33 protein-coding genes and 1 pseudogene are annotated in these 24,693 nt (G+C 73.1%); 11 read left to right on the plus strand and 23 right to left on the minus strand.

Features of this window, described 5'->3' with window-relative positions:
• Nucleotides 1-72: 72 nt before the first annotated feature.
• Nucleotides 73-459, minus strand: a complete 387-nt coding sequence (locus BLASA_RS26485; RefSeq protein WP_014374561.1) for a DUF72 domain-containing protein — start codon at nt 457-459, stop codon at nt 73-75.
• Nucleotides 460-545: 86 nt separating this feature from the next.
• Between BLASA_RS26485 and BLASA_RS03170 the strand changes: the two genes are divergently transcribed.
• Nucleotides 546-860, plus strand: coding sequence for a hypothetical protein (locus tag BLASA_RS03170; RefSeq protein WP_014374562.1), 315 nt, complete (start codon nt 546-548; stop codon nt 858-860).
• 305 nt (nt 861-1,165) lie between these two features.
• On the opposite strand, the gene BLASA_RS03175 is transcribed toward BLASA_RS03170, so the two are convergent.
• The 11 genes from BLASA_RS03175 to BLASA_RS03225 all read right to left on the minus strand — a co-directional run bounded on the left by BLASA_RS03175 (nt 1,166) and on the right by BLASA_RS03225 (nt 10,228).
• Nucleotides 1,166-1,693, minus strand: a complete 528-nt coding sequence (locus tag BLASA_RS03175) for a DUF6933 domain-containing protein (RefSeq protein WP_051004797.1) — start codon at nt 1,691-1,693, stop codon at nt 1,166-1,168.
• Between the two features lie 69 nt (nt 1,694-1,762).
• Entirely contained in the window at nt 1,763-2,074 is a 312-nt protein-coding gene (locus BLASA_RS03180) for a type II toxin-antitoxin system PemK/MazF family toxin (protein WP_014374564.1), read from the minus strand.
• The gene (locus BLASA_RS03185) at nt 2,064-2,297 is read right to left on the minus strand and encodes a hypothetical protein (RefSeq protein ID WP_014374565.1); all 234 of its coding nucleotides are present in this window, start codon (nt 2,295-2,297) and stop codon (nt 2,064-2,066) included. The genes BLASA_RS03180 and BLASA_RS03185 overlap by 11 nt, the downstream gene beginning before the upstream one ends.
• Before the next feature lie 779 nt (nt 2,298-3,076).
• Entirely contained in the window at nt 3,077-4,393 is a 1,317-nt protein-coding gene (locus BLASA_RS03190; protein WP_014374567.1) for a hypothetical protein, read from the minus strand.
• Complete coding sequence (locus BLASA_RS25360; RefSeq protein ID WP_193345672.1) at nt 4,390-4,560, minus strand: hypothetical protein; 171 nt, start codon at nt 4,558-4,560, stop codon at nt 4,390-4,392. Before BLASA_RS25360 ends, BLASA_RS03190 begins: the two co-directional genes overlap by 4 nt.
• Before the next feature lie 596 nt (nt 4,561-5,156).
• Nucleotides 5,157-5,888, minus strand: coding sequence for a hemerythrin domain-containing protein (locus tag BLASA_RS03200; protein ID WP_014374569.1), 732 nt, complete (start codon nt 5,886-5,888; stop codon nt 5,157-5,159).
• Nucleotides 5,885-6,382 carry a lipoprotein gene (locus BLASA_RS03205; protein WP_014374570.1) on the minus strand — a complete coding sequence of 166 codons (498 nt, stop codon included), beginning with the start codon at nt 6,380-6,382 and terminating at the stop codon, nt 5,885-5,887. Before BLASA_RS03205 ends, BLASA_RS03200 begins: the two co-directional genes overlap by 4 nt.
• Nucleotides 6,379-6,795: an SCO family protein gene (locus tag BLASA_RS03210; RefSeq protein ID WP_051004798.1), complete on the minus strand. Its 417-nt coding sequence runs from the start codon at nt 6,793-6,795 to the stop codon at nt 6,379-6,381. Before BLASA_RS03210 ends, BLASA_RS03205 begins: the two co-directional genes overlap by 4 nt.
• Before the next feature lie 234 nt (nt 6,796-7,029).
• Nucleotides 7,030-7,785 (minus strand): YcnI family protein, encoded by a 756-nt coding sequence (locus tag BLASA_RS03215; RefSeq protein WP_014374571.1) that lies wholly within the window; start codon nt 7,783-7,785, stop codon nt 7,030-7,032.
• A 38-nt stretch (nt 7,786-7,823) separates the two neighbouring features.
• Nucleotides 7,824-9,581: a copper resistance CopC/CopD family protein gene (locus BLASA_RS03220; protein WP_014374572.1), complete on the minus strand. Its 1,758-nt coding sequence runs from the start codon at nt 9,579-9,581 to the stop codon at nt 7,824-7,826.
• The gene (locus BLASA_RS03225; protein WP_014374573.1) at nt 9,578-10,228 is read right to left on the minus strand and encodes a zf-HC2 domain-containing protein; all 651 of its coding nucleotides are present in this window, start codon (nt 10,226-10,228) and stop codon (nt 9,578-9,580) included. The genes BLASA_RS03220 and BLASA_RS03225 overlap by 4 nt, the downstream gene beginning before the upstream one ends.
• Before the next feature lie 56 nt (nt 10,229-10,284).
• Between BLASA_RS03225 and BLASA_RS03230 the strand changes: the two genes are divergently transcribed.
• A complete protein-coding gene (locus BLASA_RS03230; RefSeq protein WP_014374574.1) occupies nt 10,285-10,824 on the plus strand; it encodes a sigma-70 family RNA polymerase sigma factor in 540 nt (179 codons plus the stop codon).
• A gap of 85 nt (nt 10,825-10,909) precedes the next feature.
• Here the strand turns inward: BLASA_RS03230 and BLASA_RS03235 are convergent, their stop codons facing one another.
• Both BLASA_RS03235 and BLASA_RS03240 read right to left on the minus strand, forming a co-directional pair.
• Nucleotides 10,910-11,521 (minus strand): hypothetical protein, encoded by a 612-nt coding sequence (locus tag BLASA_RS03235; RefSeq protein WP_231839542.1) that lies wholly within the window; start codon nt 11,519-11,521, stop codon nt 10,910-10,912.
• Between the two features lie 329 nt (nt 11,522-11,850).
• Nucleotides 11,851-12,057: pseudogene (locus BLASA_RS03240) on the minus strand (helix-turn-helix transcriptional regulator).
• A 449-nt stretch (nt 12,058-12,506) separates the two neighbouring features.
• On the opposite strand from BLASA_RS03240, the gene BLASA_RS03245 reads away from it, so the two are divergent.
• A complete protein-coding gene (locus BLASA_RS03245) occupies nt 12,507-12,719 on the plus strand; it encodes a hypothetical protein (protein ID WP_014374577.1) in 213 nt (70 codons plus the stop codon).
• 949 nt (nt 12,720-13,668) lie between these two features.
• Here the strand turns inward: BLASA_RS03245 and BLASA_RS03250 are convergent.
• The gene (locus tag BLASA_RS03250; RefSeq protein ID WP_014374580.1) at nt 13,669-14,547 is read right to left on the minus strand and encodes a LysR family transcriptional regulator ArgP; all 879 of its coding nucleotides are present in this window, start codon (nt 14,545-14,547) and stop codon (nt 13,669-13,671) included.
• 73 nt (nt 14,548-14,620) lie between these two features.
• Between BLASA_RS03250 and BLASA_RS03255 the strand changes: the two genes are divergently transcribed.
• The 6 genes from BLASA_RS03255 (at nt 14,621) to BLASA_RS26190 (ending at nt 18,951) form a co-directional block, all read left to right on the plus strand.
• Nucleotides 14,621-15,238 carry a LysE/ArgO family amino acid transporter gene (locus BLASA_RS03255; RefSeq protein WP_014374581.1) on the plus strand — a complete coding sequence of 206 codons (618 nt, stop codon included), beginning with the start codon at nt 14,621-14,623 and terminating at the stop codon, nt 15,236-15,238.
• A gap of 261 nt (nt 15,239-15,499) precedes the next feature.
• Nucleotides 15,500-16,198, plus strand: coding sequence for a LuxR C-terminal-related transcriptional regulator (locus tag BLASA_RS03260; RefSeq protein WP_014374582.1), 699 nt, complete (start codon nt 15,500-15,502; stop codon nt 16,196-16,198).
• Nucleotides 16,199-16,244: 46 nt separating this feature from the next.
• A complete protein-coding gene (locus tag BLASA_RS03265) occupies nt 16,245-16,604 on the plus strand; it encodes a hypothetical protein (protein WP_166486462.1) in 360 nt (119 codons plus the stop codon).
• A gap of 29 nt (nt 16,605-16,633) precedes the next feature.
• Nucleotides 16,634-17,080, plus strand: a complete 447-nt coding sequence (locus tag BLASA_RS03270; RefSeq protein WP_014374584.1) for an SRPBCC family protein — start codon at nt 16,634-16,636, stop codon at nt 17,078-17,080.
• A 337-nt stretch (nt 17,081-17,417) separates the two neighbouring features.
• Nucleotides 17,418-17,990, plus strand: coding sequence for a Sir2 family NAD-dependent protein deacetylase (locus tag BLASA_RS03275; protein WP_014374586.1), 573 nt, complete (start codon nt 17,418-17,420; stop codon nt 17,988-17,990).
• A gap of 46 nt (nt 17,991-18,036) precedes the next feature.
• Nucleotides 18,037-18,951, plus strand: a complete 915-nt coding sequence (locus tag BLASA_RS26190) for an MSMEG_6728 family protein (RefSeq protein ID WP_014374587.1) — start codon at nt 18,037-18,039, stop codon at nt 18,949-18,951.
• A 2-nt stretch (nt 18,952-18,953) separates the two neighbouring features.
• On the opposite strand, the gene BLASA_RS03285 is transcribed toward BLASA_RS26190, so the two are convergent.
• A complete protein-coding gene (locus tag BLASA_RS03285) occupies nt 18,954-19,373 on the minus strand; it encodes a PaaI family thioesterase (protein ID WP_014374588.1) in 420 nt (139 codons plus the stop codon).
• Nucleotides 19,370-19,726 carry a VOC family protein gene (locus BLASA_RS03290; protein WP_014374589.1) on the minus strand — a complete coding sequence of 119 codons (357 nt, stop codon included), beginning with the start codon at nt 19,724-19,726 and terminating at the stop codon, nt 19,370-19,372. The genes BLASA_RS03285 and BLASA_RS03290 overlap by 4 nt, the downstream gene beginning before the upstream one ends.
• Nucleotides 19,727-19,876: 150 nt before the next feature.
• On the opposite strand from BLASA_RS03290, the gene BLASA_RS03295 reads away from it, so the two are divergent.
• Nucleotides 19,877-20,569, plus strand: a complete 693-nt coding sequence (locus BLASA_RS03295) for a YbaK/EbsC family protein (protein ID WP_014374590.1) — start codon at nt 19,877-19,879, stop codon at nt 20,567-20,569.
• Nucleotides 20,570-20,576: 7 nt separating this feature from the next.
• On the opposite strand, the gene mscL is transcribed toward BLASA_RS03295, so the two are convergent.
• The 3 genes from mscL to BLASA_RS23955 form a co-directional block, all read right to left on the minus strand.
• A complete protein-coding gene (mscL, locus tag BLASA_RS03300; RefSeq protein WP_014374591.1) occupies nt 20,577-21,002 on the minus strand; it encodes a large conductance mechanosensitive channel protein MscL in 426 nt (141 codons plus the stop codon).
• 23 nt (nt 21,003-21,025) lie between these two features.
• Entirely contained in the window at nt 21,026-21,661 is a 636-nt protein-coding gene (gene cpaB / locus BLASA_RS03305; protein WP_014374592.1) for a Flp pilus assembly protein CpaB, read from the minus strand.
• A gap of 94 nt (nt 21,662-21,755) precedes the next feature.
• Entirely contained in the window at nt 21,756-22,100 is a 345-nt protein-coding gene (locus BLASA_RS23955; protein ID WP_014374593.1) for an FmdB family zinc ribbon protein, read from the minus strand.
• A gap of 201 nt (nt 22,101-22,301) precedes the next feature.
• Between BLASA_RS23955 and BLASA_RS03310 the strand changes: the two genes are divergently transcribed.
• On the plus strand, nt 22,302-22,733 hold the full coding sequence (locus BLASA_RS03310) for a PaaI family thioesterase (protein WP_014374595.1): 432 nt from the start codon (nt 22,302-22,304) through the stop codon (nt 22,731-22,733).
• An 81-nt stretch (nt 22,734-22,814) separates the two neighbouring features.
• Here BLASA_RS03310 and BLASA_RS03315 read toward each other — a convergent pair whose 3' ends face one another.
• The 3 genes from BLASA_RS03315 to BLASA_RS03325 all read right to left on the minus strand — a co-directional run bounded on the left by BLASA_RS03315 (nt 22,815) and on the right by BLASA_RS03325 (nt 24,658).
• Nucleotides 22,815-23,273 (minus strand): DUF5313 family protein, encoded by a 459-nt coding sequence (locus tag BLASA_RS03315; protein WP_041776065.1) that lies wholly within the window; start codon nt 23,271-23,273, stop codon nt 22,815-22,817.
• A gap of 103 nt (nt 23,274-23,376) precedes the next feature.
• Entirely contained in the window at nt 23,377-23,886 is a 510-nt protein-coding gene (locus BLASA_RS03320) for a MarR family winged helix-turn-helix transcriptional regulator (RefSeq protein WP_051004800.1), read from the minus strand.
• Nucleotides 23,852-24,658 carry an AAA family ATPase gene (locus BLASA_RS03325; protein ID WP_014374598.1) on the minus strand — a complete coding sequence of 269 codons (807 nt, stop codon included), beginning with the start codon at nt 24,656-24,658 and terminating at the stop codon, nt 23,852-23,854. The genes BLASA_RS03320 and BLASA_RS03325 overlap by 35 nt, the downstream gene beginning before the upstream one ends.
• Between the last annotated feature and the right edge of the window lie 35 nt (nt 24,659-24,693).

A 24,693-nucleotide genomic window follows, 5' to 3' on the forward strand; every position in this document is an offset into this window, starting at 1 on the left:
CTGGTGGCAGCGCAGATAGCCCCAGTCGGCGGTGGCCACAGCGGGGCGACCAGCTGCTCGTCGCGGTCGGCCCTAGCACAGCGTCACCCCGTACCGCTCCAGTAGCGGCGGATCTGGTCGCTTCACCAGCTCTCGTGGCGGGGCTCGACGGCCATCCTCGTGCCGCCCGGGAACCGGATGAAACAGTCGCACGGCAGGTTGGGATCGGCCTTCGGCGTCGGCGCAGCTGCAACAGGATCGTGTCCAGCTTCTGGGCCAGCCCGGCGGCGCGCTCCGTCCATCAACCTGCCCACCGGCTTCCGCGGCCCGCTGATGTGGGCGAGGAACCGGCTGCCCTTGACCGCCCAGCGGACCTCCGGTGTGGCGCTCGCGCCACTTCTCGAACGTCTCCCGCTCGGGCAGGCGGTAGAAGGCGTTTGTACTCTCGACCGTGGCGAACAACTGGACGTAGTGCCTCATCAGGACTCAGCGACCCGATGAGCTGTCCGGTAGCGGATCGGCTCGCGGGACGTCGAGCGCATCGCCGCAACCGATACCGTCAGCGGATGTTCGGGCGGCCAGACGACGTGGCCGCTTGGGCGCTGTCGACCGAACGGCTGCTCTTCGGCGCCAGGCGCTTCCTCGGTTCCGATGAGGAGCCTGGAAGTGGCAAGGCGCTGCTGGTGCGTTCCACGGTGGATTCGGTGGCTGCGCCACGCGCCGTGCATCTGCACCCGGTCAAATCCGACAACGATTGGCGTGAGTACGACGATGAGCGGATCGCCGTAGAGGCCGGCTTCGGGATCGACGCGGCGACCGCCCGAGCGATGGTCGACACGCTCCGGGCGCGCGGTGACCGGCTGAGCTTGCCCTCTCCTTAGCCCGTGACGAGGACCGGCTGGTAGGAGCGGTCGGGCCGGTTTCGGCTGCCGAACCGGCCGCGCGCTCGGCTACAGGAAATCGACGTCTTTCCTGGCTGGCGTCGACCGGGTTACGGCGACGCGGTGCTCGCCGCGATCATCGACTTGCTCGCCCGTGAGTGCAGCACAATCGTGGTCGTCGGGTCCGACGAGGACGACTGGCCTCTGTCCTGGGCCTCCGCGGCTTCCATGACGTTGGGCGCCTACCGATCACCCGCTGACGGCTCCATCTCACCTCCGTCCGTAAGGGGATCCCTTGTGGGACCTCAGGGCGCGCTGTCAGGTCGGGAGCCGGGTTGCCCAGTCTCTGGAAGTCCGGCGATGAGAGCCGCGAGTTCCCGGTCGGGGCTGATGTGTCGCTGATAGAGCGGACCGCATGGGGTCATGGCCAGCCGCATGGATAGGCGCATCAGGTCGGGTTGCTCGGCACGGTCGAGGTCGGCGAGGTGGGTGAACTCGTTCATCACGCCGACCAGGCTGCGGTTGGCCGTAGCGGCCAGCCGGTGTTCCAGGGCCTGTGCCCGTTCGGCCTCGATCAGTTGCGCCGGAACTCGGTGCGCGGATAGCAGTTCGGCGAGCGCGTCCGGAAACCGGGTCAGCAGCGTCCTGGCGGGGGCCAGCGGCATGACGAGAGGCAGCAGCGTCAGCTCGTTGACCAGCAGCGCGGCCGGGCGGCGCCACCGGAGGACGGTCGCGTACCAGGCCCCGAGCACCGTCGTCGACATCTCGCCCGGCGTGACAGTCGGTCCCGGCACTCGGTCTCGGAACGCTCGGGTGCCATGGAAGATGATCATAAGGAGTCACTGCTGATGGAGGGCTCGTGCTCGGCGGTGAGCCGCTGGCGGGGAAGGTGCTGGGTTTCGTCACAGGCCGAGGACCAGGCGCAGGGCCGCGTCGACCTGGCGCAGTTCATCGAAGCTGAGGTGCCCGGCCGACTCTCCCAAGCGCTGTGGATCCACGGCGCTGGTCTGCTCGGCCAGCACCCGGGTCGGGCGACCGTCGATGGACACCTCAGGACGGAAGGTGGCCGTGCGTGCCGAGGTGGACGTCGGCGCCACTAGCCAGGTCGAGAGGGGCAGCAGGTCGGACTGGACGACGACGGCATAGCGGACGCCGGCCTGCTCATGGCCCCGGGCGCCACGGGGAGAGTGCAGTCGGTAGACCTCACCACGCACGCAGCGTCTCCATGTCCCGGAGAACCTGAGCCGCCTCGGCGCGGTCGGCGTCGTCGGCGGCCAGCGCAGCGGCCTCGGCGCGCAGGCTGTCCTGCGCGGCCGTCTTGGCGGCTTCGATCAGCGCCGCTCGGACCGCGGTGGAGACGGAGGTGCCGTCTTGCGTCAGGAGCGCCAACGCTCGGCGGGCGTCTTCGTCGGGGCGGAAGGTGATCGTCTCAGCCACCTCTGAAGTGTCTCACCTCGGGTAAGACGCGCGGAAGGAGCTGCTGGGCTGACTCTCCAGGGCGGAGCCCGAGAAACAGCCAGATCCTCGATCATCGCTCGACCGGGTGAACGTAGCGGCCCAGTACCGTCGCTGACCGGCCCCGATCCGGACCGTCCGCGAACAACGGCTGCGGCCGTCGCCGCTGACCGGCGCAGCGGAGCGCCAGCAACGGCCTCGCTCACGGAGATGCGCCATGACGGCGCTGCTGATCGGCTACGCAAGAGTGTCCACCGACGCCCATGACCTCACCGCCCAGCGCGAGGGGCTGCTCGCGCTCGGGGTCGATCCTGGGGATCTACGTCGACTACGGACTGACCGGCACCAACCGCGAACGCCCCGGGCTGTGCGAGAGGTGCCCGAGTCGATCGACCGTTGGCCGGGTACAACGATCCTCCTCGTTCGGAGGCAGCCGTCGACTGCCGTCCCGCCGCTCTCCCGCCGTGCGGGGAGGGCGCCGGCGGCCCGTACTTCCAGTTCCAGCCGGGGAGGAGGGACGACACCGCCCAACGAGATCCACCTGGCCTGGACGGCGGACGCGGCCGGCACCGGTCTCATGACCGCGGAGCACGACCTGACCGTTGACGAGAACGCCCGGCGGTCGTCGTGCACGAGGGGTTCACGCTGGACGACCCGATCGCCTGCGCCGGCTCAAGCCCGCCCGAGGACCCCGGCCTCTGACCGGGGCTTCCCCTGACCCGGGGGCGACTCTGACCCGGGGGCGCCGGCGCCGGAGGCCGTCAGAAGCCGAACAGCAGCCCGAGGCCGGTGACGGTGAGCCCCACCATCACCACGACCAGCGGTAGCTGCTCGACGGCCCGGGTCCGGGCCGTCGCCCGCAGCACCTGCTCCCGCAGCGCCTGCTCGTGGGCGAGGACGACCCCGAGGACGTGCCCGAGGACCACCGCGGCGACCTGCACGTAGGAGATGGTGTCCGGGCCGACGAGCTGGTAGTTGATCGTGTCGCCGGAGGCGCCGAACAGGTCCACCCCGGGGGTCCCCAGCGGGTTGCTGGCCAGGATCCAGGCCTTCTGCCCGTCGAAGACCCACAGCGAGAAGTAGTGCGCCACCGTGTAGCCGATGACGATCGGGATCACCGAGTGCGCGTACCGGCGGGGCTCCTGTCCGGGGGGCAGGCCGCCGAGCACGCCGGTGGCCGCGGTCGCGGCGACGTAGAAGGCTGCGACGAGCCCGATCATGACCAGCAGCCCGAGGGTGCCCGACAGGGTGCCGTTCTCCGCGCCCGGCCCGGTCGCCCAGAACTCGGTCCGGGTCAGCCCGTCGAAGGCGGTCGAGCCGAGTAGGACCACGACGACGGCTGCCAGCCCCGCGACCGGCCGGACGGTCATCGCGTTGGTCAGCGGGTTGCGGGCCACCAGCCGCCCGTCATCGCGCCGTCCCCAGGGAGATAGCTTGGCGATCAGGGTGGAGTAGACCTCGAAGCCGTCGCCGCGGGAGAACCAGCCCTCCCCGAACCACAGCGCCGCGAGCAGCTGCACGGCTGCGTACAGGACCAGGAAGGCGCCGACCACCGGCGGTTCGGTCCGCTCCGGGAACACCAGCTCCAGCCAGACGAACGCGAGGAGCGAGACCGCGGCCGGCCACATGCCCAGCGCCTGCACGTGCCCGGCGCCCGGCGCCGGGCCGGTGACCCTGCTCAGCAGCCGGTACAGCAGTCGCAGCGGGTTGACCACCCGCCAGACCGGCCCGAACAGCAGGCTGGCGGGGACCAGACCGACCCAGAAGGTGACATAGAGGACCCACGGGGCCAGGTTGTTGCCGCCGGGCGGACCGGCAAAGGCGACGACCACCACGAACGCCGAGGCGGTCAGGGCGACCGCCTGAGCGGCCGTCCGGAACCGGCCGGCGTCGAGGAGCCGCTGGACGGCGGCCGGCACCGGCCGGCCCGAGCCCTGGCCGCCGAGCGCCGGCCGGCGCCAGAACGCCAGCAGCGCGGCGAAGCTGACCAGCACGGCCGCCCCTGCTCCGAACAACGCCAGGGACAGCGGGATGGGCAGGTCGGTGCGCGTGCCGATCCCGTGCGCCAGCGTCGTCATGACACCTGGACGCTGAGCAGCTCCTCACCGACCTCGTGCAGCTCCAGCTCGAACACCCCGGGGATCGTGGCGTCGAAGGTCAGGGTGGCCGGCTCGCCGGGGGCAACGGGCGCCGATACGTCGTAGCCGTGCAGGTGGACCTCGTCGGCGACGTCGCTGGTCACCACGATCGTGACCGTCTCGTTCAGCGGGACCGGGACCCGGCCGGTGTCCCCGGAGACCTCCCCGCCGGCGAAGGCGACCTCGATCGTTCGTCCCGCCCGAGCCGGGGAGGGCGCAGCGGTCGGCGACGGGCGTGCGGAGGTGGGCGTCGGAGCGGCGGCCGGCTCATCCTGGCCGTCCTGCTCGTCTGCGGACCTCCCCGACGACAGTTCTCGCTCGGAGAGACTCTCCGGAGGCTCCAGATCTGCTTCTGGACTCGAACCACAGGCCGTGAGAGCCAAAACGGCCGCGAGACCCAGGACAGCTGCCCTGAGCCGACTAAGACCGGACCGGGAAAAGCATGGGGTCATCGGTTGACTAGCTCCTGATTCTGATTCGTACTGAGCCGGCCGAGCGGCATTCTGGCTGGTGCGCTGTCCGCTGGCAGGCCTGGCTAAGAAGCGGCACGGTGAGGTTCCAGCGTTGTACCGGTCATCGGGGCGTCGCTCCTCGATAGCCGGCAAGCCAGAGGCCGCAGGCGTCACAGGCCGGCCACATGGGGGCTCCAGAGATGGCAACAGGACATCGCGGACTGTCGGAGGCGGCAAGTGGTCGCTCATCATCAGTAGCCGTCCTCGCCCGCCGGGGTGAACGCGGCCAGGTCAGCGACTCCGAGTTGTTCCTCGATGCCGGCGACCCGGTCGAGCACCTGCTGTAGCGCGGCGTCGCCGTAGTGGGTGTTCTCCAGGTCGGCGAAGCGCTCGGCGAGCAGGTCGAGGTCCCGCTGGGGGGTTCTGCGCCGCAGCGCCGGGTAGATCACGGTGTCTTCCCAGGCCTCGTGTGGCTCGTACATGCGCACGAACTGGTCAAGCATGGTGCGCAGCCGCTCACGGGCGTCGGGGCGGGTCAGGTCGAGGTCGCCGGCACGGTAGATTTGGGTGGTCAGGTGGCGGCCTCGGTGGTGCTGGACCAGCAGGGTGCGGACCAGGTCGGGATGGGCGTCGCGGACCCGCGGGAAGACGTAGGCCTCCTCCAGTCCCTCGTGGAAGCTCTCCACGTAGTCGTGGACCAGGCGGGCGGCGTCGATGACCGCGTCGACCGGGGGGACGGCGTCGGCGGCGAGCTGGTCGGCGGCGGCGCGGTAGACGAGCAGGATCCGCTTGAGGACGCCGTGCTCGGTCATCAGCTCCTCACCCGGCGACGGCGGGCGGGGTGCGGTGTCGTGGTCGGCGTCGGTGAGCAGGTGCACCGCCTGTGTGCCGCCCACCCCGGCGGCCAGCCCGGCGGCGCCGGTGAGCAGGCCCCGGCGAGTGATCCGCCCGCGTCCGGCCCGCGCGGCCGGGTCGGTGGTCACGGCGTCGCCTCCGGATCGGTGGTCAGCGGCTGACCGGCGGCGTCGAGCACGTACCAGGGGGCACCGTTGAGCAGCAGCGCCTGGCCGTACGCGGTGCCAGGGTCGACATCGCTGGCGTAGCGGTAGAGCGGATAGCCGCCGTAGGTGACGACGTGCCCGCCGGTGTTCGGATCGGGCAGCGTGCTCAGCAGTTCAGGGTCGATCCCGTCGCCGGCCACGGGGGTGACTCCGTCGGCTACGGCCAGCGGTGGCCACGAGCCGGCGCACGGCCCGGTGCAGGTGACCCGCGCGCGGGCGTCCGGTGGAAACATGTAGAGCACGAAGCCGTCGCCGTCGGCGAGCACGGGTCCGAGGCCGGGGACGTCGACCAGTTCCACCTGGGCGGCGGCAGCGGCGTCCTGCGGCAGCACCGGGTCCCCGTCAGCGGCCTCGCCACAGCCGGCGACCGCCACGGCGGCGAGGAGCAGGACGGCGGCGTCGGCGCGGCGGCTCACGCGCCGTCCACCAGTCGCTGCAGGTACGCGCGATAGTCATCGGACGTGGTGCCCGACGTCCAGACCAGGCCGGCGCTGCCGTCGATGGACGCCAGCGTCTGCACGCCGTGCTGGATGGTCACCGTCCCGTCCGGGGCGACCTGGGGCGGGGAAAGCGAGACACCCACCGACTCGGCGACCGCGGTCACCTGCCCCGGCGCCCCAGTCAGCCCGACGAAGGGAGTGGCCAGGCCGCTGTCGAAGTGGGCAAGCCAGTCGGTCATCACCCCAGGCGTGTCCCGCTCAGAGTCGAGGGTGATGAACACGACCGGGGTCCGCTCCTGCACCTGCTGCAGCGCGACGAGCGCTGCGGCGGCGCCGAAGCGACGACGGCGGACGGTCCGGCCGGCGCGGTCGACGGTAGATGGATGCATGTTCTTTTCGTCGCTCCGTGCACGGTCTGGGTTCCCGCCGACGGTGTCTGAGTGCCGGCCCCGGAGAGGTCGCGGGGAACTCCGCGGGGGCCGGGAAGGACTCCTACTCCCACGTCGTCTGGTTTTCTCGGTCGCGCCGCACACTGCCGAGCTTCGCCGTGTCGATGGCCTTCGTACTGATGGGGCTGGTCTCGGGCTGCGACAGCGATCGTTCCGCGGCCGTTCCTGTGCGACTCACGAGGACACGGTGCGGCGGCGCGCCGTCCAGCCGAGGATGAGACCGCCGAGCCCGGCGATTAGTCCGATGATGGCCAGGACGAGGGCGGTCGTGGCCGTCGCCGAGCCGCCGTCCGCGGCCTGGGTCGTGGCCCCTTCCTCCTGGACGCCTGCCTCCTGGACGTCGGCCTCGTCGCCGGCGGGCTCCTCCGCGCCGGTGGCGGCGTCGTGGCCGCCGGCGTCCCCGTTCAGGGCGAGCACCGGGGCGGGCTTGTCCGGTTCGGCGCCGTCGATGGTCGGCTCGATCCAGGCGGATTCGCTGCCGTCGCTGTAGGTCTGCACGGTCGGGTAGCTCAGCGTCTCGGCGTCGGGGAACGGCCCGCCGGACAACGCGAACTCGCCGAACTCGCCGGGCGCGATGCCGGCGCCGTCCTCGGCCCGGAACTCGACCACCGAAACGTATTCGGTGATCTCCCGGCCGTGGGCCTGCAGCGGCTCGTCGAGCTGCTCGGTGGTCATGGTGACGTCCCACCCGGGCACGGGCATCGCCCGCAGGGAGGCCATGGCCGCCTCCTGCGGGATCTGCATGCGCAGTCCGACGGTGCTGGCAGTGTCGCTCTCGTTGGGCACCCGGAAGGTCAGCTTGCCGTAACCGCCGGGCTCCGCGTCCTGCGACGAGACCGAGACGTGCGCGGCGGCGACGCCGGCGAGCGCCATGAGGGTGGTGAGGGCGGCGGCCAGAATGACGGCCAGCCGATGGATCGTGCGGGACACGGTTCTCCTTCTTTTCTCTGTTTCTTTCTCGGTAGGGGTCAGCGCACCGGGAAGGTGGTGCGCGCGGTGGTGGCGGTGAACTCGTCGAGCCGGACGGTGACGGCGAGGGTCCAGGTGCCGGCGGTCGGGATGGACATGCCGTCGCCGACGTAGTGGCCGGGCCCGGCCGGTGCGAGATCGACGTCCAGCGGGCCGATCTGCTGCTGGGCCTCGGTGAGGGTCACGCGGATGTCCTGCGGCTGGGTCAGCCGGCCGGTCTCGTCGAACAGGTAGACGTGCAACGTGTTCGAGCCGGGCCGGCCCGGGTCGAGCGACAGCTGGACGCTGCCGGCGGTGCCGGCGGCACCCTGGAGCGGCAGCGTGGCGTCGACCGGCTGGGCCAGCGCCGACCGCGCCGGCGGCGTGCCGGCCAGCACCGCCGACAACGCGAGGACGACGGCGACGACCACGGCCTCGAGCAGCACCGCGCGGCGGAACGGGGCGACGTCGGCGACGGCGCCATCGGCCTGCGCCGCGGCGCGGGCGCGGGCGGCCACCTCGAGCGACCCGGCCATCGACGGCTCGGCCTCGGCGGAGAAGGCGTGCGCGGTCACCCGCCGCGGGCTGCCCCGGCGCGGCCGGGAGGCGCCGAGGTGCTGCTGCACCCAGACCCGGGAGACGCCGGCCGCGCCGAGCACCAGCAGCACGAGTGCGACCTTGGCCACCAGCACCCAGCCGTACGTCGTGCTCAACAGCGCCGTCGGCGTGCCGACCTCACGCACGGTCTGCACCACACCGGTGAGCACCAGAGCGACCACCGAGCCGAACGCCAGCCGACTGAACCGCGGCAGCGCGGTGGCCAGCTCAGCGGCCGGCACACCCGGGCGCAGCAGGCCGGCCAGCAGCGCGACCAGCCCGCCGACCCACAACGTCATCGCCGCGACGTGCACCGAAGTCACGAACACCGCGAAGACCGGCATCGAGCCGGCGACCGGGTGGCCGACCGCCGCCGTCGTGACCACCAGGCCGAGCGCGAGCACGGTGCCCGCCACGACCGCGGCCCGGCCCGGCGCCAAGCGCAGCACGGCCAGCAGCGCCACGGCCAGGACGACCCGAGCCAGCAACGTCGCGCCGTACGCCGTGGACGCGGTCGTGGCCAGCAGGTCCGGGTCGGCGACGGCGCCCAGGCCGGCCCCGGCGGCGTAGGAACCCTGCAGCAGGAACAGCAGCAGCCCACCGACGGCGACGGCGACCGCGCCGACGACGGACAGGCGCCGCAGCCGGCCCACCGACCACCCCGAAGGCCAGCACAGCAGCAGGAAAGCCGGAACACCGAGGCCCAGTGCCAGCCCCGCGAACCCCAGCCACCGCGCGGCGACCAGCAGGCCGGCGACGAACGAGTCGCTGTCGTCGGCGGCGTCGGCGACCGCCTCGTCGACCGGCTCACTGTCGCCGACCACGAACCCGAACGCGCCGCTGACCGGGTGGGAGTCAGCCGAGATGACCCGGTAGGTGACCAGATAGCCATCGTCCGGAAGGTCGCCGCGCAGCGGAACGGTCACCGTGGCCCCGTCGACAGACGGTGCTCCGGTATCGACCCGCTCACCGTCGGCGTCGAGCACCCGCGCGTAACCGGCGCCCAGCGACACCACCTCGGTGAACCGGAGGGTCACCTCGTCGGGCGCGGTCTCGAGCACCGCGCCCTCGCCCGGCGTGGTCGCCACCAGTTCGGCGTGCGCCGCAGCCGGCCCAGCGAGGACGACACCGGCCATCAACCAGCCGACGAGGGCGACGAGCAGCGCCCGAAGCCGCCTCACGCGGCGGCCCGCCGGCGGCTCACGGCCACGACCGCCCGCCCGCGCGGCCGCCGTCCCCGCCACGCCACCACGGAGATCAGGAGCACACCGGCCAGCAGCAGCAGGTGCACCAGCGCCCGGTCGGCGTGCACCTGCCCGCCCGCCAGGTCGCTGACCGTGGTGGCCAGCAAAAAGACGGTAAACGCGGCCAGGAACGGCAGCGAGCCGGGCGCCCAGCGCGGCACGGCGGCGACGGCGAGGAACGCCACGGCCAGGGCGGCGTTCCAGGCGCCGGCCTCGTGCGCCATGTGCACCGGCGCGCTCATCGCCGCCGTCCCGCTCATCAGCGCCGGCCAGGCCAACCCGGCCTGGGCCGTGGCGACCACCACCAGGGCCAGGCGCAGGCCGCTGCCCACCAGGCGGGCGCGGGCGGCCGCCCGCGTGCCGGGCAGCTCCTTCGGCAGCGCGGTGAGCACGCGCACGGTGAGATCGGGCACTTGCGGCGCCGGGGACAGGCGGGCCCGGCGGGTCACCGCCGCCGCCTGGCTCGTCCAGCCGGCACAGGCAGGGCAGGCGGCCAGGTGCCGGTCGAGGACCGCCTCGGGCATGCCGAGCGGCTCGCCGTCGAGCCGCGCGGAGCCGGCCTCTCGGAACGCGGAACACTGCATGATGAGGTAGTCGCCATCGGGGCCCGTCCGGTTCCCGGCCGGCCGGGAGGAGTGCGGTGGACGAGCTCGAGCGGTTCGCCGCTGCCGCCGCCGAAGGCGACCCGCTCGCGGCGGCGGCCCTGGTACGGGCCACCCAGTCCGAGGTGTGGCGGCTGTGCGCGGTGCTCGGCGACCGGCAGTCGGCCGACGACCTCACCCAGGAGACCTACCTGCGCGCGTTCGCCGCGCTACACCGATTCGAGGGCCGTTCGTCCCTGCGCACCTGGCTGCTGTCCATCGCGCGACGGGTATGCGCCGACGCCATCCGCTCCCGCCGCCGACGACCGACCCTGGCCCGCGGCGTGGAGCCGGCGGACGCCGAGGTTCCCGACGATGCCGACCGGGTCGGCGAGCAGGCCGCCGTCCGTGACCTGTTGGCCCGGCTCGACCGTGATCGCCGGGAAGCCTTCGTGCTGACCCAGCTACTCGGCCTGCCCTACGCCGAGGCCGCCGAAGTGGTCGGCTGCCCGGTGGGCACCATCCGCTCACGGGTCGCGCGGGCACGAGCCGACCTGGTCGAGGCGCTCGCCACGGCGGAGGACGCAGCGCTCGGATGACCTTCCACCGATCCCCTGCGGGGCACCAGGAGGCGGGCCAGTGATGGGCCCAGCTGACCTTCGCTGCAGGCTGGACGCCGCACGCTCAGCCACCGGCGGACCACCGCTCGATGGCTACCCGGCCGGTCAGGCCGGTGGCCCGGCCGACGTCGGCCCACGAGGCTCCGGCCGCGACCGCAGTCCGCACCGCCTCGTCGAGTGCCTGGGTAGCGGCGGCCTGCCTCGCGGCGGCCTCCTCGACGTCTTCGAGGGCCTGCCATCCGGCGATGTGCCGGCGCCATTCGCGCATGACCCGCGTCTCGTCGGCGGCCTCCAAATCGGCCCACGGGCCGGCTACGGCCAGCCGCCGCGCCGCCGGGTCGGCCAGCTCCCATACCGTCACGCGGACCCAGGGAATGCCGCGCCAGCCACAGGTGCAGCAGGCGACCCAGCCGACCACCTCCGCGTCCGGACGCCACTCCTCGGCCTCCTCGATCACCTCGCAGTGCACCGGGCCACCGGTCTCGCCGGGCACGATCCCGTCACCGCCGATGACCGCGCCGTCTTGCCACACGCCCTCGACGGTGCAGTCGTCGCTGTAGGCGAGCCGCACCCGGTCGCCGTCCCGCGGACCGTCGTCGGGTCGGCGGGCCACCAGTACCCCACGGGCGCTGGTGGTGCCGGCGCCTTGGGCGCCGTCGACGAATACGGGCACCACCCAGCCCTCATGCTCCTGGCCGTTTACGACCGGACCTATCCAGCCCATCGCTCCTCCTCCGGGTGCCTACGAGCAGCGTCGTCAGCCCGGCTCCGCCGCAGGCCCGCATCGGGCGCTTCTGTGGACGACCGTCGTTGTCCACAGGGGCAGGCGGCGCCGGCCCGGCGCGTGAATGCCGGCCCTCGATCAGCAGGGCGCACATCGACGCGCTGAGCGACGAGGTCGGTTCGGTCACGTTCGACCGGCAGCCTGGTGCCGGCAGCGCAGGAGGCGCATCGCACGATCTCGCCGACGGCATTGGCCATCCGCGGACACGGCGGCGCAAGCGGCTACAGGTAGTCGGCCTGCCCGCGACGGGCTTCGACCCACGCGTCGAGGTCGTCGCGGCGGTAGAGGACGCGGCGGCCGAGGCGGAAGCTGTGCGGTCCTGTGCCGAGGTGGCGCTAGTACCGAAGGGTGGCGACGGGAGCGCGCAGCACTTCGGCGGCCTCGCTGATGGTGAGCAACTCGGGCTGGTCGGCGGTGTGCTCGGTCATGGCTGTCTCCAGGCTGGTGGGAAGGTCCCGTGGTGCTCTCCAGAAGGCGCTATTCCACGGCCCTTGGTGACAGCCCACAGCCAACTTCTCCAGTTTTCCTCCGGTCCTTCTCCGGTACTCCTGCTGTTGCGCGCGCGTCCCGCTCCGGAGCTCGGGATCATGGGCGCACTGCCTGGGCCGGCGCCGGGCCCCGGGAGCTACCAGGTTGGGAATCTTCCGCCAAGACGTCCGCTTGCACCGGAGGAATACGGGAGGTCTGCAGCTGACGCTCGCGTGAAGCGTCCTTCGTCTGCGTCGACCCGGTCGTATGCCGCAATCCGGTACTCCCGGTGGTGTGACGCCGCGTCCGCCATCGCTGCGGATGGTTTCCGGCGGTGGCACCGTGTAGGCAGAACCCGCGCACTGCCGTCGGGCCAGGGGCCGTGGATCCTGAGTGAGGGTAGGAGTTCGTGACGCTCGCTGACCGCAGGCCATCGGTCGAGGTCGACGAGCTCGGCCCCGCGGAGGCCGCGGCCACGTTCGACCGGATCGCCCGCCGCGCCTTGGACCTGCGCGGACCGGACTTCCTCCAGGCCCTCGACGACGGCAAGTACGACGACGTCGACCCCGACGACTACCCCGGGCTGCTCGACGCACTCATGGCGCTGCCTCTCGTTCGCTGACGCATCGTTGCCGCACTCCTGGAGCCTGAACGCCGGCGATGGGATGGTGATGCGGCGGGCTCACGCTTCCTGGCGGCCATGCACTACCGGATCATCCCGGCCGATTCCGGGATGCACGACGTCGGGCAGGGACGCTGGCGGGTCACCACCTCGGCATACCTGTAGGAGTTCCGGACACCGGACAGCCGGAAGCTCTGGGCGATGCACTGGCACCCGGCGGGGAGGAGCCACGCCACCTTTCCGCACCTGCACCTGTACACCGTCCGTCGCGACGATCAATTCGTCACGCCGCGACAGACCCTGGAGTCGGCGGTGCAGTGGTGCATCGAGATGGGCGCCGAGCCGCCGAACCCTGACTGGCGCACCGTGCTCGCGAGTCCGAGGGCATCCACCGTCTATACCGGTCCTGGTCCGAGGAGCCGCCGTCACCGACCGCCTGCGCTTGACGTCCACGGGCGGGGCTACCGACACCGGCTCGACGCACCGTCCCCTTCACGAGCAGCCCGGGCAGTTCCACTTTGCCGGCTTTCCCACAACCCGCCCAACTCCGGTTGCGCCGGGCGGGGGAGGGGTGGGCCGTAGGCCCATCCCGAAGGGACGCGCAGCGCTCTTCCGGCGGCCGGCGCTGCCGGACACGATCCCCTGGGCGGTGGGGGAGGCGGTCCTCCCGGGCCCACCCCCGGCACGGGCTCATGGGCACGGAGACCGCGGCCATCGAGGCGGGCTCGACGGAGGTCAGTCCGCATTCAGTCCGCACTCAGTCCGCAGAACGTCCAGTCGGGACCCTCCACGGCCGTAACCCACAAATGACGTAACCGCAGGTCAACCGTCATATTCGTCGAACACCAATCGCGTTAAATCACGCGCAGAACGCATTCCTAAACCGTGTGTCGCAGGTTCGAATCCTGCCGGGGGCACCAGCACGTCCGGACCGATCCAGCGGTCGCGATCAGCGCAGCAGCTGTGCGTGCGCGGCTCGGGTCAGCGCGTCGGCGACCCGGTCGAGCGGGTCGGATTCCAGCCGCCACTGCTGCCAGTAGAGGACGACGTCGACGGCTCCGGCGGGGTCGAACGGTGTCGCCGGGCGCTGCCCGCCGGCGAGCTGGAGTTCCGGCAGCATGCCCCATCCGAAGCCGAGGGCCACGGCGGCGAGGAAGTCCGCCGAGGAGGGGACGTAGTGGATCGGCACGTCCGTCGTCGTCGGCACGTGCCGGCGCAGATAGGCGTGCTGCAGGTCGTCGCGGCGGTCGAAGACCACCACCGGGGCACGGTGCAGCGCGGCGGCGTCGGGCCCGTCCGGGAACCAGCGGTCGATGAACGCGGGGGCGGCGCAGGGCAGGTAGTGCATGCGGCCGAGCGGCGTCACGCGGCAGCCGGCGACCGGGTCGGCGTCCGAGGTGACCGCGCCCATGACGGTGCCGGCCCGCAGCAGCGCACTGGTGTGCGACTGGTCGGAGCTGTGCAGGTCGAACCGCAGCTCGTCGGCCAGCGGAGCCAGCGCCGGGAGGGCCCAGGTGGCCAGCGAGTCGGCGTTCAGCGCGATCGGTAGCACCGGTGCGCGGCCCGGCTCCGCCGGATCCAACTGGCGGCTGGTGTCGGCGACCAGGAGGCCCACCTGGCGGGCCAGTCGCAGCACCGGCTCGCCGGCGGCGGTGGCGGTCGCCGGCCGCCCGCGCTGCACCAGCACCCGGCCGGTGGCCACCTCCAGCGCACGCAGACGCTGGGAGACGGCGGACGGCGTCACGTGCAGCCGTCGCGCGGCCGCCTCGAGCGTGCCCTCGTCGATGACCGCGACCAGCGTCTGCAGCTGGGCCAGCTCCACGTCCATGGACAGATACGCTAATGGGACACAAGCAAAGTTAGCTGGACTGTCGTCCGTGGCGTCCCTAGCGTCGACGCACGTGACGACGGAGCTGCTGGCTGCACTGGCCGGGCTGGGGATGGGCCTCTCGCTGATCGTGGCCATCGGGGCGCAGAACGCCTTCGTCCTCCGGCAGGGGCTGCGCCTGGAGCACGTGACCGCGGTCGTGGCGGTGTGCGCGGTGTCCGACGCGGTCCTCATCCTCGCCGGGGTCGCGGGCAACGCCTGGCTCAGCGCCCGGCTGCCCGAGGCGGTCACCGTGATCCGTGTGGCCGGCGCCGCCTTCCTGCTCGGCTACGCCGTCCTCGCCGCCCGCCGGGCACTGCGCCCGTCGTCGATCGCCGTCGACGCCGGTGGCACGCGCAACGGCCTGCTCGCCACCGTCCTCACCTGCATGGCTCTGACCTGGCTGAACCCGCACGTCTACCTGGACACCGTGCTGCTGCTCGGCTCGGTGGCCGAGAGCCGCGGAATCGGCAAGTGGTGGTTCGCCGTCGGTGCGGCCGTCGGCAGCGTGGTCTGGTTCAGCGCGCTGGGCTACGGCGCCCGCCTGCTGCGGCCGCTGTTCGCCCGTCCGGCGGCGTGGCGGGTGCTCGACGCCGGCATCGCCGTCGTGATGGCCCTCCTCGGCCTCGCACTCCTCGCCACGGTGTTCTGACGCCGGGCCTGCGGCACTCCCGCTCGCCACTCGCCTCTTCCGCAGCCCGACGACCCGAGCCGGCCGGCCGTCCTGCGGCACCTGGCCGGGCCGGTGTGCGCGACTCCTGGCGGGCGCCGGCCTGTCCTGCACCGTCGTCGCCTAGCCCCTGCTCGCCGCGGCGGCGCGGCATGCGCAGCAGAAAAGTCCTGCTCAAGCACCGTGTCCACCCGGTCGATGGAATGCAGGTCAGCGTTCCCGATCGGAAGCGGAGCAACCAGCGTGTCCATCGCCATGGCAGGCGTCACCCGAGTCCTCGTCCTCGCCGACGCCCCGGTCCTCCGCCGCGGGCTCGTCGGCATGATCGACGAGACGGCGGGCATGCAGGCCGTCGGTGCCCCCGGTGAGCCGCGACGCGGACTCGTGCTGGCCGAGTCCGCCCGCCCCGACGCCGTCGTCGTCGAACTCGGTTCCGGCCGCGGTGAGACGCTGAACGCCTGCCGTGACCTGCGCCGCCGCTTCCCGCGGATCGCGATCGTGGCCGTGGCCACCTCCGAGGACCCGGCCGTGGTCAACGAGGCGCTGGCCGCCGGCGTCCGCGGGTACCTGCTCATGAACACCTCGGCGACCCTGCTGGGCTGGGCCGTGCTCGCCGCCCGCGCCGGGCGCACCGTCGTCGACCCCCAGATCCGCCGGGTCGAAGGGGGCACCGCCCCCGTGGTCCGGGAGCTGACCCCCGAGATCCCGCTCACCCGCCGTGAGTCCGACGTCCTCGACGAGCTCGTGCTGGGGCAGTCGAACCGGAAGATCGGCGAGAACCTGTTCATCTCCGAGGACACCGTGAAGTCCCACGTGAAGGCGATCCTGCGCAAGCTCGGTGCCCGCGACCGGGCGCACGCCGTCTCCCTGGTCCTGAAGGCCCGTACCCCCGGCTGCACCTGCGGTGCGCACAGCCTGACGGCCGCACCCGCCGAGATCTGAGCCGGGGCCCCCGCCGGTCGGGGCCGGCGGGGTTACCGTGCTGGGCATGGTCGGCATCCTGGCGGCTGCGCTGCTGCTCCTGCTGCTGGCCGGGATCGTCGTCTGGGCCGTCTCGGCGCCGCAGCCGGCCGCCGGCCGGCCGCTGCCCGCGCGGGAACGGGTCTGGCGCGAGCGGGCGGTCGCCGCAGCGCGCTGGAGTGCCGCACACGACCAGGTCGACGGGGTGACCCGGGTGCTGCTGCGCCGCAGCTGCCCCGGTCCGGACGGGCACCCGGAGGTGCTCGAGGAGCGCGTGTTCGACACCTTCCCGTCGGATGACCCGATGTGGGAGGCGCGCTTCACCGAGGCGATGGCCGGCGCCCGGTTCCGCTGCTCCTACCTCAACACCGAGGAGGGGCAGGCATAGCCGTTCCGCGGGCGGGCAGGATGGGGGGCATGGGTCAGGTCGTCGCCACCACCGAACGGGTTCTGCGCGCACCGGCGGACGTCGTCCGTGCCGCGCTCGCCGACTACGCCGTCACCCGGCCGCAGGTGCTCCCCGAGCAGTACAGCGAGTACCGCGTGGACGCCGGCGGGCAGGGCGCCGGCACGAAGGTGCACTGGCGGCTGCAGGCCACGTCCAAGCGCGTGCGCGAGCAGGACGTCGTCGTCACCGAGACCCCGGACGGGGCGCTCGTGGAGACCGACACCAACTCCAGCATGGTGACCACCTGGACCGTCACGCCCGCCGACGCCGGGGTCAGCACGGTGCGGGCACGCACCACCTGGACCGGCGCCACCGGGATCGGCGGGTTCTTCGAGCGCACCTTCGCCCCGAAGGGTCTGGCCCGGATCCAGGACGCGATGCTGACCCGGCTCGAGCAGGCCGTCGCCGCCGGCTGACCAGACTGGTCTCGGCGGCGCATCGGCCGCGCGGCAGGGACCATGGGCGCGTGACCCTCGCACCTGCCGCCGTCCCGGGGACGGGGGCCGCGGCCCTCGACGCGCTGGCCGACCTGGTCGCCGACGGCGACGTCGTCGTCCTGACCGGGGCCGGTCTGTCCACCGACTCCGGCATCCCCGACTACCGCGGGGCCACCGGTAGCCTGCGCCGGCACACGCCGATGACGTACCAGACCTTCACCCGCGACCCGCGGGGCCGGCACCGGTACTGGGCGCGCAGCTTCGTCGGCTGGCGGCAGCTGCGCGCGGCCCCGGCCCAACGACGGGGCACCGTGCCGTGGCCGGGCTGCAGGACGCCGGGCTGCTGGCCGGCGTCATCACGCAGAACGTCGACGGTCTGCACCAGGCCGGCGGCGCCCGCGACGTCGTCGAGCTGCACGGCGGGCTCGACCGGACGGTCTGCCTCGGCTGCGGGGACGTCGCCGACCGGGCGACGCTGGACGCGCGGCTGACCGCCGCCAACCCGCACTTCGGGCCACGGGTGGACGAGATCAATCCCGACGGCGACGCCGAGCTGCCCGATGAGGTGCTCGACGGGTTCGTGATGGTGGACTGCTTGGCCTGCGGGGCCGGGCCGCTCAAGCCGGACGTGGTCTTCTTCGGCGAGACGGTGCCGCGCGACCGCGTCGACCACTGCTTCGGGCTGGTGGAGGACGCCGGCGGCCTGCTGGTGCTGGGCTCCTCCCTGACCGTCATGAGCGGCTACCGGTTCGTGCTCCGCGCCGCCAAGCTCGGCATCCCGGTCGGCATCGTGAACGTCGGCCCCACGCGGGGCGACGCGAAGGCCGACGTGCGGGTCGACGGGCCGCTGGGCGAGGTGCTGCCGGAGCTGGCCGCCCGACTGGGCTGACGCGCTCGGTCGGCGGGGCGGCCGCTGCTCGGTGAGGATGGCGGCGATGCAGACATTCCTGCCCGTGGCCGACTTCGAGGACAGCGCGCGGCTGCTGGACTCCCCGCGCCTGGGGAAGCAGCGGGTGGAGTCGCTGCAGATCCTGCGGGCGATCGAGCTGCCCGACTACGGCTGGGCCAGCCACCCCGCCGTCCTCATGTGGAAGCGGCGGACGCCGGCGCTGGCCGCCTACGGGCTGGCGATGGCCCGCGTCTGGCGGGAGCGGGGCTTCGCCGACACCACGGCGGCGCAGATCGGGGAGTTCGCGCCCGAGGTGGTCGGCGTGCCGCAGGCCGACCTGGCCGCCGCCGGGCTGCTGCCGTCCTGGCTGGGCGACGAGGAGCTGCACCGCTCGCACCGGTCGAACCTGCTGGCCAAGGACCCGGAGTTCTACCGCGGCCGGTTCACCGAGCGGTTCGGCCCGGAGCCCGACGACCTGCCCTACGTGTGGCCGGGCCCCGACGACCTGCCACCGGCTCCCGAGCCCGAAGGGGTGCGGGTGTGGGTGGTGCGGCCGCGGTCGCACAACGAGCTGGGCGCCTGCCTGGCCGCCGGCGTGGTCGGCCTGGGGACGCAGTCGGGGATCGACGTCGACGCCGGCGGCCTGACCCCGGCCGACCTGCGGGCGCTGTCCAAGGAGATCTCCGGACGCCGCCCGGCCAAGGACCTGCGCCAGCTGTCGGCCTTCCTGGACGAGATGGCGCCCGGTGACGCGGTGGCGCTGCCCGTCGAGCACGGCGGCGGGCTGCTGGTCGGCGAGGTGGTGGGGGAGTACCTCTTCCAGGGCCGGGAGCTGCTGCCGCACCGCCGTCCGGCCCGCTGGGACCGGGTGGTGCCCCGCTCGGCCGCCCGGCCACCGGCGACCCTGCAGGACCCGCGGGCGCTGTTCCAGGTCACGCTCGACCCGGCGGTGCTGGGCTGACCTCAGGCCGACGGCAGCGGCACGTTCTGCAGCCGCACCTGACCGCGGGCCACGAGTGCGCCGTCGTCGGCGCGGGTGAGCAGCACCTGCCACAGCTGCTGGGTCCGCCCCTGCTGGATCGGCTCTGCGACGACGTCGACCCGGCCGCTGGTCATGCTGCGGATGAAGTCGGTGTTGTTGTTGACCCCGACCGCGAACTGCCCGTGGTCCTGCACCGCGCGGCTGGCCCCGATGCTGGCGGCCGACTCGACGACCGAGCAGTAGGCGCCGCCGTGGACGACGCCCCAGGGGGTGTGCTGGTCGGGGCCCAGGTCGACGTGCCCGGTCACCCGGGAGCCGCCGGCCTCGGCCACCTCGAAGTGCATCGCGGCGACGAACGGGGTGACGGCCGTCCGGCCGGCCGCGGGCTGCTCGCCGCTCACGCGTCCCAGACCAGGCAGAAGGGGTGGCCGACCGGGTCGGCGTACACCCGGAAGTCGCCACCGCCGCCCGGGAGCGCCCGGGCGCCCAGGGCCAGCACCTCGGGCTCGGCCGCGGCGATGTCGGCGACGCGGATGTCGAGGTGGAACTGCTGCGGACGCTCGGGTTCGGGCCACGCCGGCGGCTGGAGGTCGGGCGCCTGCTGGAAGGCGATGCGGTACCCGGCGCCGGTGACGACGACCCAGTCGTCACCGGGCCCTCCCTTCACCTCCATGCCCAGCAGGTCGGCGTAGAAGGTGGCGAGCGCGTGGGCGTCCGGCGCGTCGATCACGACGGAGTGCAGCTGACCGATCATGTCCCCATCCTGGCGTGCGAGTACGACGCCGAACAGCCGGATCCCGGACACCGGACACCGGGCGCAGCGATGCCGCCGTCCCCCCGACCTGCGGCGGTCGTCCCCGGTGCCCGAGGATCGACCCGTGCCCGCCTGCTCCGGATCCGTCCGATGACCGCCCCCGCCCTCGGGTCGCTGCGCTGGCTGCCGGCCGCCGAACGGACCGACCTCCTGGGTCCACCGGTCGCTGCCGCGCTCGCGGCGCTGCCCGGGCCCGCCTGGGTCGCCGAGATCGACGACGACCTCGCCGACACCGCGGCGTTCTCCGACGCCTACGGGGTGCCGCTCGAGGCCTCGGCGAACTGCGTGGTCGTCGCGGGCCGGCGGGCGGGGGAGACCACCCTGGCCGCCTGCCTGGTGCTGGCCACGACCCGCGCCGACGTGAACGGGCGGGTGCGCCGGCACCTCGGCGTCCGGAAGGCCTCCTTCGCGCCGCAGGACGTCGCCGTGTCGGAGAGCGGCATGGCCTACGGCGGGATCACCCCGGTGGGGCTCCCGGCGTCCTGGCCGGTGCTGGTGGACGCCGCCGTCGCCGCGGCCGAGCTGGTGGTCATCGGCTCGGGCACCCGCGGCAGCAAGCTCGCGGTGCCCGGCGCGCTCCTGGCCGCGCTGCCCGGTGCGGAGGTGCTGGAGGACCTCGGCCAGCCGCTGCCGGCCGAGCCGCCGGCGCCGGTCACGGCACCGGTGCGGCGCGAGCGTGCGGCCGACGACAGCGACGTCGGCTGGGGTGAGCGGCCTTCCGACGTCTCCGACGACGACCGCCGCTACCTGGAGGACCGCCCGCCGCACTGGGGTAGCGACTGAGCGGCCCTCAGGGGGCCGGGGGACGGGGAGGACCGGCCGGCCCCAAGCCTTGCTGGGTGCGCAGCAGGTCGCGGATCTCGACGAGCAGCTCCAGCTCCGTCGGGCCGATCGGGCCGGCCTCCTCGCCGCGCACCCGGCGCTCGAACAGCCGGTGGATCGGGAGCACGACCAGGAAGTACACGATCGCAGCCGTCAGCAGGAACGTGATCACGGTGCTCAGGAACGCGCCCCAGGTGAACTCCTGGCCGTTCACCTCGAGCACGCCGCCCAGCTCGCCGCCGCCGCCGAGCAACCCGATCAGCGGCTGCAGGAACGAATCGGCGAACGAGGTCACCACGGCGGTGAACGCCGAACCGATGACCACGGCAACGGCCAGGTCGACGACGTTGCCGCGGAACACGAAGTCCTTGAACCCCTTCAGCACGCCGACCATCCAGCCACACCGGCGCGTTTCCGTCAGTTCCGGGGTGGCGGCAGGTTCACGGTGAGCGTGGCGCCGGCCGAGGCCGCGGCGAGGCGGGCCGCGGTCTCCTCGTCGACGGCGAGCAGCAGCAGCCCGGCGCCGGGAGCGTCGTCCCCGCCGTCCTGACCGGGCGCGGCGAGCACGCGTGCTCCCGATGCCACCCGCTCGGCCGCGCCGGCCCCGGCGACGGTCGCCAGGACGTCGACCCGGTCACCGGTGCGGACGAGGGCGGCGACCGCGAGGTCGGCCAGCCGCACCGGCGCCGCCACCTCACCGGGCGCGAGAAGGGTGGTGAGGCCGGCGCCGACCAGCCGGGCGTCGGTGATCGGCTCGCCGCGGCGGACGGGCCCGGCGAGGACGCGGTGCACCAGCAGCGCGGGCTCGCCGACCACGCCGTCGGGCGCGGCCTGCGGCAGCAGGCGGACGACCCGGAGATCACCCGGAGTCAGCGCGATACCGGCGGGAAGGTCGGTCGCGGCGACCACCACCGGGAGCCCCGCCGGGCTCCGGTCACCGGCCGGGGCGGGTCCGGGGCGCAGCGCCAGCGCCAGCGCGAGCGCCACGAGTGCGGCGGCGGCCAGCCGGCGCGCGAGGAGCAGCGGGGAGCGGGGACGGCGGAGACGGAGCATGCCCCGACCCTGCCCGCCGGGCGGACGTCCGGGTCTGCTTCGCGGCGGACTGTGGATCGCACCCGGGCCTGTGGACGGACGGGGACGACCTGGGTCAGTCGGCCTTCGCGGCCTTGGCGCTGCTGCCGGCAGCCGACGACGACGTCGAGCTGCTCGCTGCCGAGCTCGCGGAGCTCGACGAACTCTCCTTGGCCGGGGTCGACGACGTCCCACCGTCGGAGGAGGAGCTGCCGGCGGTCTCGGAGGCGGAGCTGCTCTTCCGGCTGTCGGTGCGGTAGAAGCCGGAGCCCTTGAAGACCACGCCCACCGAGCCGTAGACCTTGCGCACCGGGAGGCCGCACTCGGGGCACTCGGCCACCGCCGCGTCGCTGAACGACTGCACGACCTCGAACTCGTGCTTGCCCCCGGGATTGGTGCAGGCGTACTGATAAGTGGGCACGGCGTGGCTCTCCCTGGTCGTGCGGAGTGGGTCGCCGAGCTGGCACTCTCGCCCGGCGACTGCCAATGATGCGCCATGCCGCCACCGCTCGTCCACGCATCTCGATGAGTGTCACTCACCCTGGCGGTGAGGGCGTCCGTCTACCGGTCCGCGGACGATCCCGCCGCTGCTCCGCCCTCCTGCGCCTGCTATGGAGGACGGATGGGTGACGAGACCGCCGATCTGGCCAGAGCGCAGCGCGTGCTCGCCGAGCAGCCCTTCAGCGTGTTGCTCGGGACGAGGATCACCGAGTGCGGGGACGGTTCCGCGACCCTGGAGATCGACGTCCGGGAAGAGCTGTGCCAGCAGCACGGCTTCCTGCACGGCGGCGTGGTCAGCTACGCCGCTGACAATGCGCTCACGTTCGCCGCGGGCAGCGTGAGCGCCGGCGGTGTGCTGACCGCCGGCTTCTCGATCGACTACGTGCGTCCGGCCGTCGGCACCATTCTCCGTGCGCACGCTCGCGTGATCAACGCGGGCCGGTCGCGCATCATCTGCCGATGCGACCTCTCCACGGTCGACCACGATGGCGCGGAACGCCTGTGCGCGGTGACGCAGGGCGCGATCTCTGTGGTCGAGACGCCGACCCGGTGACCGATTCGGCATGAGACGTCAGCGCCTGACCAGGCGCGCTCGCCGCGGGGTGTACGTACAGCCCGGGGACGGGCGCGGCGCTCAGCGGCCGCTGCGCTCGCGGTACCGCGCGGCCCGCTTCGCGGCGGCGGCCCGTTTGCGCTCGCTCTCGAGCTGCTGTCGCACGAGACCTGCGCGGTCCCGGACCGCGGTCGCCGTCCCGGCGGGATAGCCCGCCTTCACCACCCGGTTCTCGGTCGCCTCCGGCATGTAGGCCAGCGAGTACAGCATCGCCAGCGCCAGGCCTCCGCCGGCCACGGCGGCGCGCAGCCCCCACGGGGCCGGGAGCAGCGCCATCACCAGGGCGATCGGGATGGCCACCTGGACCAGACTGCGGGCGACGTGCCGCTGCCACCACGTGCCGGTCGTCGTGTCGTGCAGCACCCAGCCGCGGTGCCGCGCGGGCAGCCCGCCGCCGAGGGCATACCAGATCCACCGGTGCGGAGCTGGACGGACGAGGGGCTCGGCCGGCGCACCGGCCGCGGTCTCAGGCTCTGCCATGACCACTCTCTGCTGCTGCTCGACGAGGTGCACGCCTTGATGGTGCCATGATGCATGGTGCACCAACGATTAGTGCACCACATGCGCCAGAGGTCACAGCTCGTCAGGCCACCGTGGCGTCGGAGGCCTCGGGGTTGCCGGCGTCGATGGAGGCCAGTGCCCGCCGGGAGGCGGCGATGACATCGGTGAGCGACTCGTGCAGCGACAAGAGGTCGGCGACCGGCATGCCGAGACGCTGGACGATGCCGGCCGGGATCCGCTCGGCCCTGTCGCGCAGCGCCCGACCCTCGTCGGTCAGTGTCAGGGCCAGGTTCCGCTGGTCTCGCGCATCTCTTTCCCGCCGCAGGAGGCCCGCCGCCTCCAGTCGCTTGAGGAGCGGCGAGAGGGTGCCCGGGTCGAGCTGCAGCAGCCCGGCCAGATCCTTGACGGACAAGGAGCCGTGCTGCCACAACGCCAACATCACCAGGTACTGCGGATGCGTCAGCCCCAGAGGCTCGAGGACCGGGCGGTAGACGGCGACCACGTTGCGGGCGGCCACCGACAGGGCGAAGCACACCTGCCGCTCGAGTTCCAGGAGGTCACCGGGCTCGGGCTGTCGCGGCTGGTCGGTCATCACGGCTCCAGCCTAGGACGCTTGGTGCCCCACGCGTCCGCATCCAACGGCACCGCTCACGACAGATGCCGCAGGAACGACTGCGGATCGGCGAGGAACTGCCGCCAGCTCGCGGTGAGCTCCAGGTCGGCCCAGTCGGCGTCCCGCAGCCCCCAGGGACCAACTCGAGCAGCCGTGCTCCGGGCAGTGCGGCCAGGACCGGCGAATGCGTGGCGACGACGACCTGCGCCCCACGCGCCGTGAGATCGGCCAGCTGCGCCACGAGCGACAGCGTGCCGGTGAAGGACAGGGCCGCATCGGGCTCGTCGAGGACGTACAGCCCCGGTCCGCGGGCACGGTCGCCCAGCAGCGACAGGAACGCCTCGCCGTGGGAGAGCTCGTGGAACAGCGGTTCGGGCCGCTTGTCGTTGCGGTTGTCCTCGAGGTAGCTGTAGAGGCCGTGCAGCGTCTCGTCGCGCAGGAAGTACGCCCACCGGGCCGCGCCGGGGCTGCGTTCGACGATCAGGTCGAGGGCGCCGGGCTCGCTCGGCCGGGTGCGGTGCCGGGCGGACACCGACCCGCCCTCGGCGTTGAGCCCGAGCGCGGCGGCCAGCACCTCGAGCACCGTCGACTTGCCCGAGCCGTTCTCCCCGACGAGGACCGTGGCGCCCCCGCCCAGCTCCAGTCCCTCCCGGAGGATCTGGGCGACCGCGGGCACGGTGGCCGGCCAGCCCGCGGCAGGGGGAGGGGCGTCCGGGTCGGGCCTGAGCCGGCGGACGGGTCTGCGGTCCACGAGCCGATCCTGGCTCACCTCTGCGGGTCCTGACC

Source organism: Blastococcus saxobsidens DD2 (genome assembly GCF_000284015.1).
In the GTDB taxonomy this organism is placed as follows: domain Bacteria; phylum Actinomycetota; class Actinomycetes; order Mycobacteriales; family Geodermatophilaceae; genus Blastococcus; species Blastococcus saxobsidens_A.